At 70.3% G+C, this 14134-nt stretch carries 13 protein-coding genes; 6 read left to right on the top strand and 7 right to left on the bottom strand.

Annotated elements, in window-relative coordinates; all coding sequences use genetic code 11:
- Positions 1-68: 68 nt before the first annotated feature.
- Positions 69-2933, top strand: a complete 2865-nt coding sequence (ileS, locus tag IWC96_RS14860; protein WP_196839214.1) for an isoleucine--tRNA ligase — start codon at positions 69-71, stop codon at positions 2931-2933.
- 8 nt (positions 2934-2941) lie between these two features.
- Here ileS and IWC96_RS14855 read toward each other — a convergent pair whose 3' ends face one another.
- The gene (locus IWC96_RS14855) at positions 2942-3331 is read right to left on the bottom strand and encodes a hypothetical protein (protein ID WP_196839213.1); all 390 of its coding nucleotides are present in this window, start codon (positions 3329-3331) and stop codon (positions 2942-2944) included.
- 156 nt (positions 3332-3487) lie between these two features.
- Here IWC96_RS14855 and rpoN point away from each other — a divergent pair, with 156 nt between their 5' ends.
- The 5 genes from rpoN (at position 3488) to IWC96_RS14830 (ending at position 7541) form a co-directional block, all read left to right on the top strand.
- Entirely contained in the window at positions 3488-5014 is a 1527-nt protein-coding gene (rpoN, locus tag IWC96_RS14850) for an RNA polymerase factor sigma-54 (RefSeq protein WP_196839212.1), read from the top strand.
- Positions 5015-5101: 87 nt separating this feature from the next.
- Complete coding sequence (gene hpf / locus IWC96_RS14845; RefSeq protein WP_021695906.1) at positions 5102-5746, top strand: ribosome hibernation-promoting factor, HPF/YfiA family; 645 nt, start codon at positions 5102-5104, stop codon at positions 5744-5746.
- Between the two features lie 80 nt (positions 5747-5826).
- Positions 5827-6291, top strand: a complete 465-nt coding sequence (locus tag IWC96_RS14840) for a PTS sugar transporter subunit IIA (RefSeq protein ID WP_045318598.1) — start codon at positions 5827-5829, stop codon at positions 6289-6291.
- A gap of 450 nt (positions 6292-6741) precedes the next feature.
- The gene (locus tag IWC96_RS14835; protein ID WP_021695908.1) at positions 6742-7005 is read left to right on the top strand and encodes a hypothetical protein; all 264 of its coding nucleotides are present in this window, start codon (positions 6742-6744) and stop codon (positions 7003-7005) included.
- A gap of 98 nt (positions 7006-7103) precedes the next feature.
- Positions 7104-7541, top strand: a complete 438-nt coding sequence (locus IWC96_RS14830) for a hypothetical protein (RefSeq protein WP_045318584.1) — start codon at positions 7104-7106, stop codon at positions 7539-7541.
- Between the two features lie 89 nt (positions 7542-7630).
- Here IWC96_RS14830 and IWC96_RS14825 read toward each other — a convergent pair whose 3' ends face one another.
- From IWC96_RS14825 to IWC96_RS14800, 6 genes are all read right to left on the bottom strand, one after another.
- A complete protein-coding gene (locus tag IWC96_RS14825) occupies positions 7631-7885 on the bottom strand; it encodes a DUF1150 family protein (RefSeq protein WP_021695910.1) in 255 nt (84 codons plus the stop codon).
- Positions 7886-7967: 82 nt separating this feature from the next.
- Positions 7968-8387 carry an Hsp20 family protein gene (locus IWC96_RS14820; RefSeq protein WP_021695911.1) on the bottom strand — a complete coding sequence of 140 codons (420 nt, stop codon included), beginning with the start codon at positions 8385-8387 and terminating at the stop codon, positions 7968-7970.
- A gap of 122 nt (positions 8388-8509) precedes the next feature.
- Positions 8510-9622, bottom strand: a complete 1113-nt coding sequence (hisC, locus tag IWC96_RS14815) for a histidinol-phosphate transaminase (RefSeq protein WP_045318599.1) — start codon at positions 9620-9622, stop codon at positions 8510-8512.
- A 22-nt stretch (positions 9623-9644) separates the two neighbouring features.
- A complete protein-coding gene (locus tag IWC96_RS14810; protein ID WP_021695913.1) occupies positions 9645-10307 on the bottom strand; it encodes a chorismate mutase in 663 nt (220 codons plus the stop codon).
- Positions 10307-11383, bottom strand: coding sequence for a DUF2125 domain-containing protein (locus IWC96_RS14805; protein WP_021695914.1), 1077 nt, complete (start codon positions 11381-11383; stop codon positions 10307-10309). The genes IWC96_RS14810 and IWC96_RS14805 overlap by 1 nt, the downstream gene beginning before the upstream one ends.
- A 10-nt stretch (positions 11384-11393) precedes the next feature.
- The coding region (locus IWC96_RS14800) for an ATP-dependent DNA helicase (RefSeq protein WP_370541148.1) at positions 11394-14134 on the bottom strand (2741 nt) is incomplete at its 5' end.

Genomic DNA, 14134 nt, shown 5'->3' with positions numbered 1-14134 from the left:
CTTGGCCCCGCGCACGCCGGGGTCCAGAAATCACCCGCAACCGACAAGCATACCAGCCTGAGACACCCATGGCCGACGCCCCCCAGACTCCCGATGGCCGCGACTATCGCGACACCGTCTTCCTGCCCGACACCCCGTTCCCCATGCGCGGCGGTCTGCCGAAAAAGGAGCCGGAGATCCTGGCCGCCTGGGGCGACCTCTACGCCGACCTGCGCAAGCAGCGTCAGGCCGAGGGCGCGCCCCTGTTCGTGCTGCACGACGGCCCGCCCTACGCCAACGGCGACATCCACATCGGCCATGCGCTGAACAAGACCCTGAAGGACTTCGTGGTCCGCTCCCAGTTCCTGCTGGGCAACGACGTGGACTACGTTCCCGGCTGGGACTGCCACGGCCTGCCCATCGAGTGGAAGATCGAGGAGCAGTTCCGGGCCAAGGGCCGCCGCAAGGATGAGGTCTCCAAGGCGGAGTTCCGTCAGGCCTGCCGCGACTACGCCGCCGGCTGGATCGACGTGCAGCGCGAACAGTTCAAGCGCCTCGGCATCGTCGGAAACTGGGACGGCCGCTACGCCACCATGGACTTCGCCACCGAGGCGGCCATCGTGAAGGAATTCCACAAGTTCAAGAACAGCGGCCAGCTCTATCGCGGCTCCAAGCCCGTCATGTGGTCGCCGGTGGAGCGCACCGCCCTGGCCGACGCCGAGATCGAGTACCACGAGCACAACAGCCCCACGATCTGGGTAAAATTCCCGGTCACCGGCGCCACGGACGACCATCCCGACGACCTGCTGGCCTTCCGCCACGCCACGCCCGCCATCGTCATCTGGACCACCACCCCGTGGACCATCCCGGCCAACCGCGCCATCAGCTACGGCCCCGAGATCGACTACGGCCTGTACGAGGTCACCGCGCTGGAGGAAGGGCTGGAGTTCGAGCCCTGGGCCAAACCCGGCGACCGCCTGATCCTGGCCGACAAGCTGGCCGAAGAAGTCTTCAAGGCGGCGAAAATCGCCGGCTGGACCCGCGTCGACGCGGTCAATCCGTCCGGTCTGGAATGCGCCCACCCGTTGGCGGCCCTGCACCCCGGCTTCGGCTATTCGGTGCCGCTGCTGGCCGGCGACCATGTGACCGACGAGGCGGGCACCGGCTTCGTGCACACCGCCCCCGGCCACGGCGCGGACGACTACGAGGTCTGGCGCGCCCACGGCCATCACGAGATCCCCGACACCGTCGATCCCGACGGCGCCTACTATGAGCACGTGCCCCTGTTCGGCGGTCTCAAGGTGCTGGAGACCGAGGGCAAGAAGACCGGCAAGTTCGGCCCGGCCAACCCCGCGGTGATGGAAAAGCTGATCGAGGCCGGGACCCTGCTGGCCCGCGGGCGCATGGACCATTCCTACCCGCACAGCTGGCGCTCCAAGGCCCCGGTCATCTTCCGCAACACGCCCCAGTGGTTCGTCCGTCTGGACGGCGAGCACGGCCTGCGGGACAAGGCCCTGGCCGCCATCGACGCCACCACCTTCCACCCGGCGGGCGGGCGCAACCGCATCCGCTCCATGGTCGAGACGCGCCCCGACTGGCTGATCAGCCGCCAGCGCGCCTGGGGCACGCCCCTGGCCATGTTCGTGGACCGGCAGACCGGCCAGCCCCTGCACGACGACGCCGTGGACGCCCGCATTGTCGAGGCCGTCCAGGCCGAGGGCGCCGACGCCTGGTTCACCCGCCCCGACAGCGACTTCCTCGGCGCCGGCCATGACCCGGACCGCTACGAGAAGGTCGAGGACATCCTCGACGTCTGGTTCGATTCCGGCTGCACCCATGCCTTCACCATCGAGGGCCGCGCCGATTCAAAATGGCCCGCCGACCTCTATCTGGAAGGCTCGGACCAGCACCGCGGCTGGTTCCAGTCGTCCCTGCTGGAGGCCTGCGGCACCCGCGGCCGCGCCCCCTATGAGGCGGTTCTCACCCACGGCTTCACCCTGGATGAGAACGGGGAGAAGATGTCCAAGTCCAAGGGCAACACCGTCAATCCCCTGACCGTCATCAACGAGTCCGGCGCCGACATCCTGCGCCTGTGGGTGTCGGTGGTGGACTACGCCGAGGACCAGCGGATCGGAAAGCAGATCCTGCAGACCACGGTGGACGCCTATCGCAAGCTGCGGAACACCGTCCGCTACCTGCTGGGCGCCCTGAACGGCTTCGACGAGGCCGAGCGCCTGACCGATCTGGACCAGTTCCCGCCGCTGGAGCGCTACATCCTGCACCGCCTCTGGGAGCTGGACGGCGAGGTGCGCGCCGCCTACGCCCGCTATGACTTCCAGGACGTGGTGCGCCCGGTGCTGGAGTTCTGCTCCGGCGACCTGTCGGCCCTCTATTTCGACATCCGCAAGGACAGCCTCTACTGCGACCGCCCGGACAGCCTCAAGCGCCGGGCCGTGCGCACCGTCATGGACGAGGTCTTCACCCGCCTCACCGCCTGGCTCGCCCCCCTGACCCCCTTCACCATGGAGGAGGCCTGGACCACCCGCTTCCCCGAGGCGGGCTCCAACTGCGCCCGCGTCATCCCGGCGACGCCCGCCGAATGGGAGAACACGGCCGAGGCGGCGCGGTGGGCCAAGGTCGATACCGTGCTGGAAGAGGTCAATGACGCCCTCGAGGCCGCCCGCCGCGACAAGCTGATCGGCGGCGCCCTGGACGCCTGGCCCTCGGTCACGGCCCCCGCAGACGCCATCAGCGCCTTCGACGGTCTGGACCCGGCCGAGGTCTTCCGCACCTCCGGCGCCGAGCTGTCGGCGGGCGAGACGGCGGTGACGGTCAAGGTCGCCGACGCTCCCAAATGCCGCCGCTGCTGGCGCCGCATGCCGGACTTCAGCGAATCCAGCGGCCTCTGCGGTCGCTGCGAGGACGCCGTGGCGGCCATCGACGCCGGGCGCTGATCAGCCCGTCAGTCGACGCACAGGGTCGCTGCGGCCCGGCCGTTCTCCACGCGGGTGAAGCAGCCGAAGGGCGAGGAATTGGCCTGGCACACGCCGGTGACCGCCTCGCCTTCCGGCGGGCGCTTGTCGTCGGCCAGACGGCACTCGCCCTGGCACTGCGCCGCGTCGGTGCACGGCTGCCCCGCGTCGGCATAGGCGATCACGCACCGGTAGGCGCCCAGCCGGCCTTCGCGCCGCCAGTCGCCGCCCGCCGCCTCACACCCCGTCTGGTCGCCGGGGATCTGCGAAGCCGCCGCAGACGGCCCGGACTCCGCCAGCTCCGTCGCCGGGGCCGGCTCGGCGGGCATGCAGCTGATGCACAGGAACGCCAGGGCGGCGGCGGGGATCCAGGTCTTCATGGGCGCTCCGTTCAGGTCCGCTGCACTTAGCGCACGCGCCGACGGATCGTTCAACGGCGCCGGCCTTAGAGCCCCGTTAACCCTCGGGGGGCATGGTCGTCAGCAAGTTTCGGGCCACGCGGCCCATGACGGGCAATACGCGACAGGGGCGACGCCGTGATCGGGCAAAGGCTGGAGATCAGACAGGGCCAGGGGCTGGTCATCACGCCCCAGCTGCAGCAGGCCATCAAGCTTCTGCAACTGTCCAACCTTGAGCTGGACGCCTTCGTCGAGGCCGAACTGGAGCGCAATCCCCTTCTGCTGCGCGACGAGGGCGAGACCGACGTCGAGGAACGCCGCGACGCCGACGCGCCGGTCGAGGCCGCCGACGACCGCGACACCTCCGAACGGGACCTGACCGAAGGCTCCGCCCGCGACGCCGAAGGCGCCATGGACGCCCGCGACGATGATCTGTACGGCGACGCCGCCCCGGGCGAGCGCAGCGGCGACCGCGCCGCCGACGAGGCGGGCCAGCCCGGCCTGTCCGAATGGTCGTCCGCGGGCAAGGGCGGTGGCCAGCCTGCGGGCGAAGGCTCCGACGACCGGCCCGACCGGCGCGAACAGACCCTGTGGGAGCATCTGCTGGATCAGGCCGCCGTGGCCGGATTCAGCCCCGCCGACCACGCGGTGGCCCAGGCCCTGATCGACATGACCGACGAGGGCGGCTACCTGCGCGGCGACCTCAACGAGGTGGCTGACCGTCTCGGTTGCGGCATGGACAAGGTGGAGGCCGTGCTGGCCGTCTGCCACGGCTTCGAGCCCACCGGCGTCATGGCCCGCTCCGCCCCCGAATGCCTCCAGCTGCAGCTGGTCGAGCGCAACCGCTTCGATCCGGCCATGGCCTGCCTGCTGGACAATCTGGAGCTTCTGGCCCGCCGCGACATGGCGGCGCTGAAGCGCGCCTGCGGCGTCGATGACGAAGACCTCCGCGAGATGATCACCGAGCTCAAGGCCCTGACGCCCCGCCCCGGCGCGGCCTTCGGCGGCGAACCGGCCCAGACGGTGGTGCCCGACGTCTTCGTGCGCCCCGATCCGGCGGGCGGCTGGCGGGTGGAGCTGAACGGCGACACCCTGCCCCGTCTGCTGGTGGACAAGCGCTACCACGGCCTCGTCTCCGGCGGCGCGCGCGGCGAGGAGGAGAAGACCTTCGTGGCCGACTGCGCGGCCCAGGCCAACTGGCTGGTGAAGAGCCTCGATCAGCGCGCGAAAACCATCCTCAAGGTGTCGTCCGAGATCGTGCGCCAGCAGGACGCCTTCCTGGCCTTCGGTGTCGAGTTCCTGCGCCCCCTGAACCTCAAGACCGTGGCCGACGCCATCGGCATGCACGAATCCACCGTCAGCCGCGTCACCTCCAACAAATACGTGGCTACCCCGCGCGGGGTGTTCGAGCTGAAATTCTTCTTCACCGCCTCCATCGCCGCCACCGACGGCGGCGCGGCCCATTCGGCCGAAGCCATCCGCCACCGGATCAAGTCCATGATCGACAACGAGGTCCGGGACGGCGACGTGCTCAGCGACGACCGCATCGTCGACATCCTCAAGGAGGCGGGCGTCGACATCGCCCGCCGCACCGTGGCCAAGTACCGCGAGGCCCTGCGGATTCCCTCCTCGGTGGAGCGCCGCCGGATGCTGAAATCCGCCTGAAACGGCGCCGCTTCACACCCGCGTGAGAAAAGACCGAAAACCCCTGTTCCGCTTGACACCAAACGCCTGCGGGCGCGTTCTTGGGGCATGCAGATTCAAGTCAGTGGCAAGCATGTGGATGTCGGCGACGCGTTAGGCTCGCGCATCTCCCAGGAACTTGAAGACGGGATCGGAAAATACTTCGAACGCGGCGGCGAGAACGCCGAGGTCGTCGTCTCCCGCGACGGACACCAGTTCAAGGTGGATTGCTGGGTCAGGCTCGCTTCGGGCCAGACGCTGGTGACCCATGGCCTCGGCGGCGACGCCCATGCGGCCTTCTCCGAGTCCCTCGGCAAGCTCGAAAAGCGGGTCCGACGCTACAAGCGCCGCCTCAAGGACCACCACGGCGGCCCGCGCGGTCTTTCGCCCGAGCAGCAGGAGAACGCCGCCCGCGAGGTGGCCTCCCTGACGGTCTTCCGCGACCCCGACACGGTCGAGGATGAAGAGTTCGGCGAGGCCGGCGCCCCCGGTGACGCCCCGGCCGCCATGGTCATCGCCGAAAGCCAGTCCGAAATCCGCACCCTCACCGTGGGGCGCGCGGTGCTGGAGCTGGACCTCACCGGCTATCCCGTCCTTCTGTTCCGCAACGCGGGCCACGGCGGCATTTCCGTGGTCTACCGCCGGCCGGACGGCAACATCGGCTGGATCGATCCGGAACGGACCGTGGCTTCACGGAACGGTCAGGGTTCCTGAGTTATAGCTTCCCCATGAGGGCGTAAGCGTCTAAAGGGGCGCCGCCTTCCGGCAAGAGTTAACAGTGTTTCGGGGTTATGATGGACATCGGTGAAATGCTCGCGCGTGACGGCATCGTCACGCGCAGCGGGGCGTCGTCCAAGCGGCAGGCCCTGAACATGGTCGCCGATGCGGCCGCCCCAATTCTGGGAATCGATCATGCCCGGGTTCTCGAGGCGTTGATGGAGCGCGAGGCCCTCGGCTCCACCGGCCTGGGCGGCGGCGTGGCCGCCCCCCACGCGCGGCTGGCCGGCCTCGACCGGGTCGTGGGCGTCTTCGTGCGCCTGGATCACCCGGTGGCGTTCGACTCGGTGGATGACCGGCCCGTGGACCTGCTGTTCGGCCTGTTCGCCCCGCCGGAATCCGGCGCCGAGCACCTGCGCGCCCTGGCGGCGGTGTCGCGCCTCCTGCGCTCGTCGGAAATGCGCGAACAGCTGCGCCAGGCCCGCACCACGGACGCCATCAACGCCCTGTTCGTGCGCGAAACGCCCGTTCAGGCGGCCTGATAGACTTAAGCCTGATCGCTTGAGATGGAATCGCTGCGCGATTTCCGACGAGGCCGTGAATCAGGCTTTCGCATCATGCTGGACCGAAATCTGAGCCCGGTTGGGCGGACGCCAACCGAACCGTTTTCGGTCCACGGTCTGTCCCTGTAAATCCGTCATCCTCGGGCTTGTCCCGAGGACCCATTGTGGCCTCAAGCGCGATTTTGAGGCGCTTTGACTGTCCGGGGCGACCCGGCGACCTGTCGAGACTGTTTTCACCATTGGCCCTCGGGACAAGCCCGAGGGTGACAGAATATTGAAATCACTGAACTATTTTAGCGCGACTTACAGGTACACGACCTAGGGCGTGTGCTCATAGAATCGCCGAAGCCACGGGTCGGCTCATAAGCAGCACATCAAAGTGTGCTCACGACCCGTTGCGGACCTCCCCGGCTCCGCTACGGTCGACCGATGCGCGCCGCCTACGACAAGCTGCTGGAAGATGTCTGCGTCCGCCTCGGGTTCTGCGGCTCCGTTGTCGATGGCCAATCGCTGCACGTTGACCAGTTCCTCCCGGAGTCTGGAGTCCTGACCAATGACGAGTTCGCCGATGCCCTGTTCAAGGCGGAAGGCTGGGACCCGGATGGCTCAGAGGCCAGAACTTTCCGCCCCAGCGTGCGGGAGGCGTTCGTTCGGCACATGGGCGCGTCCGAAGTGGACGCAGGTCAGCGCTAGAAGCCGCGTCCGCTTATCGCCCGCAGGCCCAAGTCTTCTGTCGACCCGTTGCGGACGTTCGAGTTGGCCTGAACGTCGACACGTGTTCTCATGCCGGCATGATCGAGGCCGTCATCGCCGTCAGCGTGCTCATCACGCAGTCCCGAAATGACTTCTGGGTCGTCACCCACGTCGACGCGCATGAAGCCAGCGCGATCAATGTCGGGTTCGCCTTCGTTCCTGAAGGTGAGGATTTCATCGTGACGTCTGCATACACGGTTCATCGCAACGGGACGGCGGCTACCCGGTGGACCACCCCGGCTTATACTCTTGAAATCCTCGCATTCAGGTGCGCCGACCGAACCTTTCAGTTGCGTCGCTCATGGAGCTATAGCGGCGTTGCTGACCCCACCGGTCCCCATGAACCTGATGCACCGTTCTCGAGGGTTGAGGACGCCAAGCGCGCATCGCAGGCTGATGCCGTATGCCAACCTCGGTCAAACTACACGGACGGCTTCCGTAGCTATTTCGACTTCATGCGAGCTTACGGCCTGTAGGACCAACAGTGTCCGCTTTCCACCCATTGCGACGCTTCGGGGCGCCTGCTGTCCGGCAGGCCGCCCTGCGCCATTTATGAGGACATGGCCTAGTGGACTGAAACCGGCGCCAGCTCGTGGGCCACGGCGGCCGCGAAGGCCGTTTCGCGGTCGATCATGACCGCCAGCCGCTCGCCGTCCGCGCCATGCACGGCGTACAGGGTCTGGTCGGGCTCCAGGTCCAGGCCCCGGATGTCGTCCACGCGCGCGTCGGCCAGCACGTCGGCGGCCTTGATTTCGCGCACATAGACCAGGTCCGGCGCGCCCAGGGCGGTGAAGTCGTCTTTGGTCATGACCGGGGTCATGGGAGTATCTCCTTCAGAGAGGAAACGCCTGGACGGGCGCGCGGTTCGACGCGCGGCGGCCGCCAGACGAAAAGAAAGCGGGTCAGCCCGAGGTGATCGGGATCCGCTTGATGGTTTCGGCCCGCTCGGGGCGCTTCAGGTCCACGTGCAGAAGGCCGTGCTCCAGCGCCGCGCCGGTGACCTCGAGCCCGTCGGCCAGGACGTAGCTGCGCACGAACCCGCGCGCCGCGATGCCCCGGTGCAGATAGGCGTTGTCGGTCTTGCCGGCGTCCTCGCGCTTTCCGGCGATGGTCAGCTGGCGGCCTTCCAGGGTCACGGTCAGGTCGTCCGGGGTGAACCCGGCCACCGCCAGGCTGATTCGCACGCCGTCCGGGCCGCGATCCTCGACATTGTAGGGCGGATAGCCTTCCGCCGCCGCCTTGGCGGCCCGGTCGATCAGGGCCCGGGTCTGGTCGAAGCCCAGCAGAAAGGGGCTGTCGAACAACAGGGTTCGCGTCGTCATTCCAGTCCTCGCAACAAGCGACTGTCTCGCCGGTCCGCGTCCCCCCGTGATCGGCGAGGACGCCCGGCGTCTCCGTTCAGATAGGAAACCCGCTCGTCGCGATCAATAAGCCGCCCGCCCGATCAGCTGGCCGCGAACTCGCTCAGGGCGTCCATGACGGCCCGGTTCTGGTCCTCGGTCCCCACGGTGATGCGCAGGGAGTCGTGCAAACCATAGCCGCCGACGGGCCGAACGATGATGCCCTTGGTGTTCAGATAGTCGCTGGCCGCCTTGGCCCGGTCCGCGTCCTTGAACCGCACCAGCACGAAATTGCCGGCGCTGGGCGGCACATCGAAGCCGAAGCCCTTGATGGCCTGGGTCAGGCGCGGCCGCCAGGTCTGGACCAGCTCGCGCGACGCCTTCACGTGCGCCTCGTCCGACAGGGCCGCCACCGCCGCCTCGATGCCGGGCACCGAGACGTTGAACGGCAGGCGGATGCGGTCCACCGCCTCGGCCACATGCAGCGGCGCATAGCCGAAGCCGACCCGCAGGCCCGCCAGACCGTGAATCTTCGAGAAGGTGCGCGTCACCACGATGTTGGCGCTGTCCTTGGCCAGCGGAAAGGCGGTGGCCCAGTCGGGCTCGGTCACGAATTCCGCATAGGCCTCGTCCACCACCAGCAGCACCGACGACGGCAGTTCCGCGTGCAGGCGCTCGATCTCCTCGGCCGCGTTCCACGATCCGGTGGGGTTCGACGGGTTCGACACATAGACGATGCGCGTGCGCTCATCGACCTGCGCCAGCAGGGCGTCCACCTCGGCCTTGAGTTTGGGCTCGGGCGCCGACTTCACCTCGGCCTGGTTGGCCAGGGCCGAGATGCGGTAGGCCAGGAAGCCGTACTGGCCGGTGACGATGTTGTCGCCCGGCGTCAGATAGGTCTGGTTCAGAAGGGCGAACACCTCGTCCGAGCCGTTGCCGAAGATCAGGCGCTCGGGCTCCAGCCCGTGGTGGTTCGCCACCGCCTCACGCAGCTTCGCGGCCCGGCCGTCGGGATAAAGCGCCAGGTTCTTGATGGCCGCCTCATAGGCCTCACGGGCCAGCGATCCGGCCCCCAGGGCGTTTTCGTTGGAGGACAGCTTCATGGGCTCGGCCACCCCGTCCACCTTGGACTTGCCGCCCACATAGGGGGCGATGTCCAGAATCCCGCTCTTGGGGGCGGGTCCAGTCGGCGCGGCGCCCTTGTCGGTGTCGGTCATCAGCGTCATCCCTGTCGTATCTTCAGAACACCGGGGCGGCGCCGATCACGCCGCTCAGCCGTCCGGTGGGGGCGATCAGGCGCCCGTCGTCGGGCTGCACATAGCCCGCCAGCATGAACAGCTTCAAGCCGCCCGCGGTCTCCAGCGGTGTTCCCGCCAGACCCCGCTGGGCCAGAAGGTCCGTGATCTTCGCCTCATCGCCCGGCGCCTCCACCACCCAGAAGGTGCGGTCGTCGCCCGTGGGCCCGATCTCTTCGCCCGACACCACCAGCGCCAGCGGACGGCCCGAGGCGTCGTCGGGCAGGGCCGCCGTCACCCTCAGATCCGGCTGGGCCAGCAGCCGCGCCCACCAGGGCGTCGTCCGTCCCAGATCCAGCACCGCCCGGCCGCCCTCGCGCGCGGCCTTCAGCGCGGTCTCCGCGTCATGGGCCGAGCGCACCCCGTGGCCGAACCGGTCCGCCGCCAGCAGAGCCGCCAGCGGCCCCCAGACGCTGACCGGCCCGGCGTTCGTCGCCTCGATGCGGCTCCACAGGGTCCGCACCAGCGCCGGCGACACGCCCCCGGCCCCGGCCAGCACGGCGCGCAGGGCGATCACCGACTCGTCCCGCGATCGGGCCCGTCCGCCGCCCACGCGCGCGGCCAGCGCCGTGATCAGCGCCCGGTCCAGCTCGGCGGGGTCGGTCATCAGAACAGCTCGGGCGCGGGCGCCAGGTTGAACGGCCCCATCCAGGCCCGACCGTCGCGGAACTCCACCTCCAGCTCCACGTCGCCGGTCAGCACCTCGCTGGCCCCGGCCGCCGCCGCCGCGCCGACGGTGGCCGTGCGGTTCACCGTGTCGGAGCGGGACAGCCCCGTCAGGGCCGTGGCCGCCCGGTCAGCGGACAGGCGCAGCGTCCCCACCAGCCGCCCGTCCGCGTCGGCGCGCAGTTCGTCCGCCGTCAGCCGCGCGGCGCTGTCGCCCGCCTGCATCTCGCCGCGCACGTCCAGGAACCGCCCGCCCGAGGCGGTCCACGCCGCCAGCAGGCTGGAGGCGTCCGGCCCGTTCAGGCCCTGGAAATTCTCCACCACCGTCTCGGCCTGCAGGCTGAACAGCCCGCCCCGGCTCATGAAGTCCACGGGCCCGCCGTCGCGCCCGGTGGCGTCGATCAGGCGGAACAGCACGTCCACATTGCGCCGCGACGCCGGCAGGGCCGTCTGCACCGCCTCGCCCCCCGTCACGCCTTCAGCCTCGCGCGCCTGGCCCGGCCGCAGGTACAGCTCGATGCGCTCGGCCCGCGCCAGCGGGAAGGGCTCGGCCCCCGGGTGGGCCGTGAACACCGGCTCCAGCACCTCCAGCGCCAGATTGGGGAACGGCTGGGTCAGGCCGCTAGCCGAGGCGCGGATCACCGGCGCGGCCACCGCCACCTTGCCCTTGTCGCCCCGCGTCAGCACCAGCCCCTCGTCCGCCACCACCACCCAGCGGTCGGGCCGATAGGCGTTGGCCTCGGCGGTCAGGCCGGGCGCGGCGATCTCGTGGCCCGAGGGCGCGGTCAGCCGCACATGCTCGCTCTCCAGCCGCGTGCGGAACGGCCAGCCGCTCAGGGTCGGCTCGGAATAGACCACCGCCCAGCCCTGGGTGCGCAGCCCCTCGGCGGCCAGATCCAGCCGGTCGCGCACCTGCTGCGACAGCCAGAACCACCACGCGGTCCAGGCGACCAGAACGATCAGGACCAGGGCGAACGGAATGATCAGGGGCGCATAGCGCGCGCGGGCTTGGGTCATGGGGTCTCCGTTAGCTCGGCTTGAGGAACGCGCCAACCGTCTCGATGGCTTCCACCAGTCCCATTCTCTGCACCTCGGCCCCCGGCGGCAGGCCCGCGAACAGCCGAGTGGGGCTGGCGGCGTCCAGCATCACGAACACCCCCTTGTCGTCGGCCCGGCGGATCAGGCGGCCGAACGCCTGACTGACCCGGCCCCGGGCGATGGCGTCGTCATAGCCGCGCCCGCCGAAGGTCTCGCGCCGCGCCTTGTGCAGCAGGTCCGGCCGCGGCCACGGGGCCCGGTCGAACACTAGGATGCGCAGCGACCGCCCCGGCACGTCGACCCCGTCCCTGACAGCATCCGTCCCCAGCAGGCACGAGTCCTCCTCGGCCCGGAACACGTCCACCAGCCCGCCCACCTCCAGCGGGTCCATGTGCTGGGCGTAGAGCGGGATCCCCGCCCGCGCCAGATCCGGCCCCAGCCGCTCATAGACCGCCTTCAGCCGCCGGATGGCGGTGAACAGGCCCAGCCCCCCGCCGCCCGCCGCCAGGAACAGCTCGCGCATGGCCGCCGCGATCTGGCGCGGATCGTCCCGGGCCACATCGTTCACGACAATCACCCGGCTGTTGGCGGCATAGTCGAACGGGCTCTCCACCTTCAGGGTCCGGGGCCGCTCCACCAGCCGGGACGAGCCGGTGCGCATCCGCGCCATGTCGAACGGATCGTCGGCCATGGGGTCCGACAGGGTGGCCGAGGTCACCAGCACCCCGTGCGCCGGGGCGATCACCGCCGCCTCCAGCGGAATGGTGGGATCGATCCAGTGCCGCCGCAGGGCCACGTCATGGATGCGGCCGAAGGCGACCTCCGCCGACAGCCAGTCCACGAAGTCCGGGTCCGGCGCCGCGTCCCCGTCCTCCAGCGCCGCCAGCATGGCGCGCCAGCCGGGCAGGGTCATGCGCGCGCGCCGCTCCAGGCCCCGCAGCGCCCCCTCGATGCGCGCCCGCGCCCCGCCGTCCAGCTCGGCCGCCTCGTCGTCCAGAATGTCCTCAAGGTGCCGGGCCAGCGCCAGCAGGGGCGCCTCCACCGCCGCCAGCGCCCGCGCCGCCCCGCGCGCCGCCTCCACCACCGGCTCGGCGGACGGGCGCACCGCGCACTCCATGCCGAACTCGCCGCCGCCGTATGTCGCCGTCTCCGACGTGCGCGCCCGCAGCTGCACCAGCGCCGCGGCCAGGAAGCTCTCGATGGGGCCGATGGGGTTCACCTCGCCGGACGGCGGCGCGATCCGGCCCGAGGCGCCTTCCCCCGGCAGTTGCGCCGCCGCCCTGACGGCGTCCGTCAGCGCCTGCCGCGCAGACTCCGAGTCCGCCACCAGATCGCCCAGCCGCTGCTCCAGCCCGCGCCCGCGCCGCCCGCGCCCTTCCGGCCCCCGGATCCAGCGCCGCAGCTCCGCCGCCTCCTGGCCCGACAGACAGGCGGAAAAGGCGCTGTCCGCCGCGTCGAACAGATGGTGCCCCTCGTCGAACACCACCCGCTTCAGGGCGGCGGTCTCGCTGTCGCCCTTGATCCCCCGCGCCGCCCGCGCCCCGTCGAAGGCCGCCTGGCTCATCACCAGCGCATGGTTGGCCACCACCAGATCGGCCCGGCGGCTGGCGCGGATGGTCTTCTCCACGAAACACATGCGGTAGTGGGGACAGGCGGCGTGCACGCACTCGCCGCGCCGGTCCACCAGATTGGCCGCCCCCGCCTGCTGCGCCGGGGCCACGGCGAACAGCCCGGGCAGCCAGCCGGGGAAATCCCCGCCGGTCATGTCCCCGTCGCGGCTGTGCATCACCCAGCGCGCGGTCAGGGCGACCCCGATCAGGTCGCCGTTGCCCAGCTGCGCCCCCTGCACCATCTCCTGCAGGTTCAGCAGGCACAGGTAATTCTCGCGTCCCTTGCGCACCACCGCCTTGACCCGCCGCACCTCCGGATCGGGCCAGATGGCGTGGCTCTCCCGGTCGATCTGGCGCTGCAGGGCGCGGGTGTAGGTGGACACCCACGCCGCCCCCTGATTGCGCTCGGCCCACAGGCTGGCGGCGGCCAGATAGCCCAGGGTCTTGCCCGTCCCCGTCCCCGCCTCGGCCAGCAGCACCCGGGGCCGCCCCTCCTCGTTGCGGGGCGAAAAGGCGAAGGCCGCCTCGGCCGCATAGTCCGACTGGGTCGGCCGGGTCTCGTCCAGCCCGGACGCCTCCAGCAGCTTGGCCAGACGGATGCGCGCGGACTCCGAATCCACCGGCGCCGAGCCCGCCTCCCCGCGCGGCGCCTCGTCCTCCCATTCGGTCAGGCGCGACCAGACGTCGAGGCCCGAGCCCCGGTACTGCCGGTCCCGGATCGGCTGCGACCGCAGCGCCGTCAGCACCCGCGGCGCCCAGGCCCAGCCCGCCCGCTCCAGCGTCTCGGCCAGGCCCACCGCCGCCTCGCGCCCCGGCCAGGCCGGATCGGCCATTTCCTTCAGCAGGCTCTCCGCCGCCTCGCGCAGGGCCGCCGCCTGCTCCGGCGCGGTCTTCGGCGCCTCGCGCCTGAGCGCCAGCGCCAGCCCCGTGGGCGACGGCGCGCAGAATTCCGCCGGCCGCACAAAGGCGAACAGCTCCAGCGCATCCATCAACTGCGGCGACCGCCCCGGCGGCGTCAGACCCAGCCGCCGCGCCGTCAGGCTGGCGTGAGCCACCAGCACCGCCCCGCCGGTGAACAGCCCCTCGGCCGCTCCCCGCCCGACGGCCCGCGCCCCCGCCT

Origin of the sequence: Brevundimonas sp. BAL450 (assembly GCF_015767455.1) — a bacterium.
Classification (GTDB): Bacteria; Pseudomonadota; Alphaproteobacteria; order Caulobacterales; family Caulobacteraceae; genus Brevundimonas; species Brevundimonas abyssalis.
Note: the sequence above shows the minus strand (reverse complement) of the source record. Positions and strands in the feature narration are given on the sequence as shown.

What these genes read in the sequence shown, in the direction of transcription:
- IWC96_RS14820 (WP_021695911.1), bottom strand. Translation starts at nt 8,387, where the DNA reads ATGACGACGCGAACCCTGTTGTTCGACAGCCCCTTTCTGCTGGGCTTC.
- IWC96_RS14825 (WP_021695910.1), bottom strand. Translation starts at nt 7,885, where the DNA reads ATGACCCCGGTCATGACCAAAGACGACTTCACCGCCCTGGGCGCGCCG.
- IWC96_RS14810 (WP_021695913.1), bottom strand. Translation starts at nt 10,307, where the DNA reads ATGACCGACCCCGCCGAGCTGGACCGGGCGCTGATCACGGCGCTGGCC.
- IWC96_RS14830 (WP_045318584.1), top strand. Translation starts at nt 7,104, where the DNA reads ATGATCGAGGCCGTCATCGCCGTCAGCGTGCTCATCACGCAGTCCCGA.
- hpf (WP_021695906.1), top strand. Translation starts at nt 5,102, where the DNA reads ATGCAGATTCAAGTCAGTGGCAAGCATGTGGATGTCGGCGACGCGTTA.
- hisC (WP_045318599.1), bottom strand. Translation starts at nt 9,622, where the DNA reads ATGACCGACACCGACAAGGGCGCCGCGCCGACTGGACCCGCCCCCAAG.
- IWC96_RS14805 (WP_021695914.1), bottom strand. Translation starts at nt 11,383, where the DNA reads ATGACCCAAGCCCGCGCGCGCTATGCGCCCCTGATCATTCCGTTCGCC.
- IWC96_RS14840 (WP_045318598.1), top strand. Translation starts at nt 5,827, where the DNA reads ATGGACATCGGTGAAATGCTCGCGCGTGACGGCATCGTCACGCGCAGC.
- IWC96_RS14835 (WP_021695908.1), top strand. Translation starts at nt 6,742, where the DNA reads ATGCGCGCCGCCTACGACAAGCTGCTGGAAGATGTCTGCGTCCGCCTC.
- ileS (WP_196839214.1), top strand. Translation starts at nt 69, where the DNA reads ATGGCCGACGCCCCCCAGACTCCCGATGGCCGCGACTATCGCGACACC.
- IWC96_RS14855 (WP_196839213.1), bottom strand. Translation starts at nt 3,331, where the DNA reads ATGAAGACCTGGATCCCCGCCGCCGCCCTGGCGTTCCTGTGCATCAGC.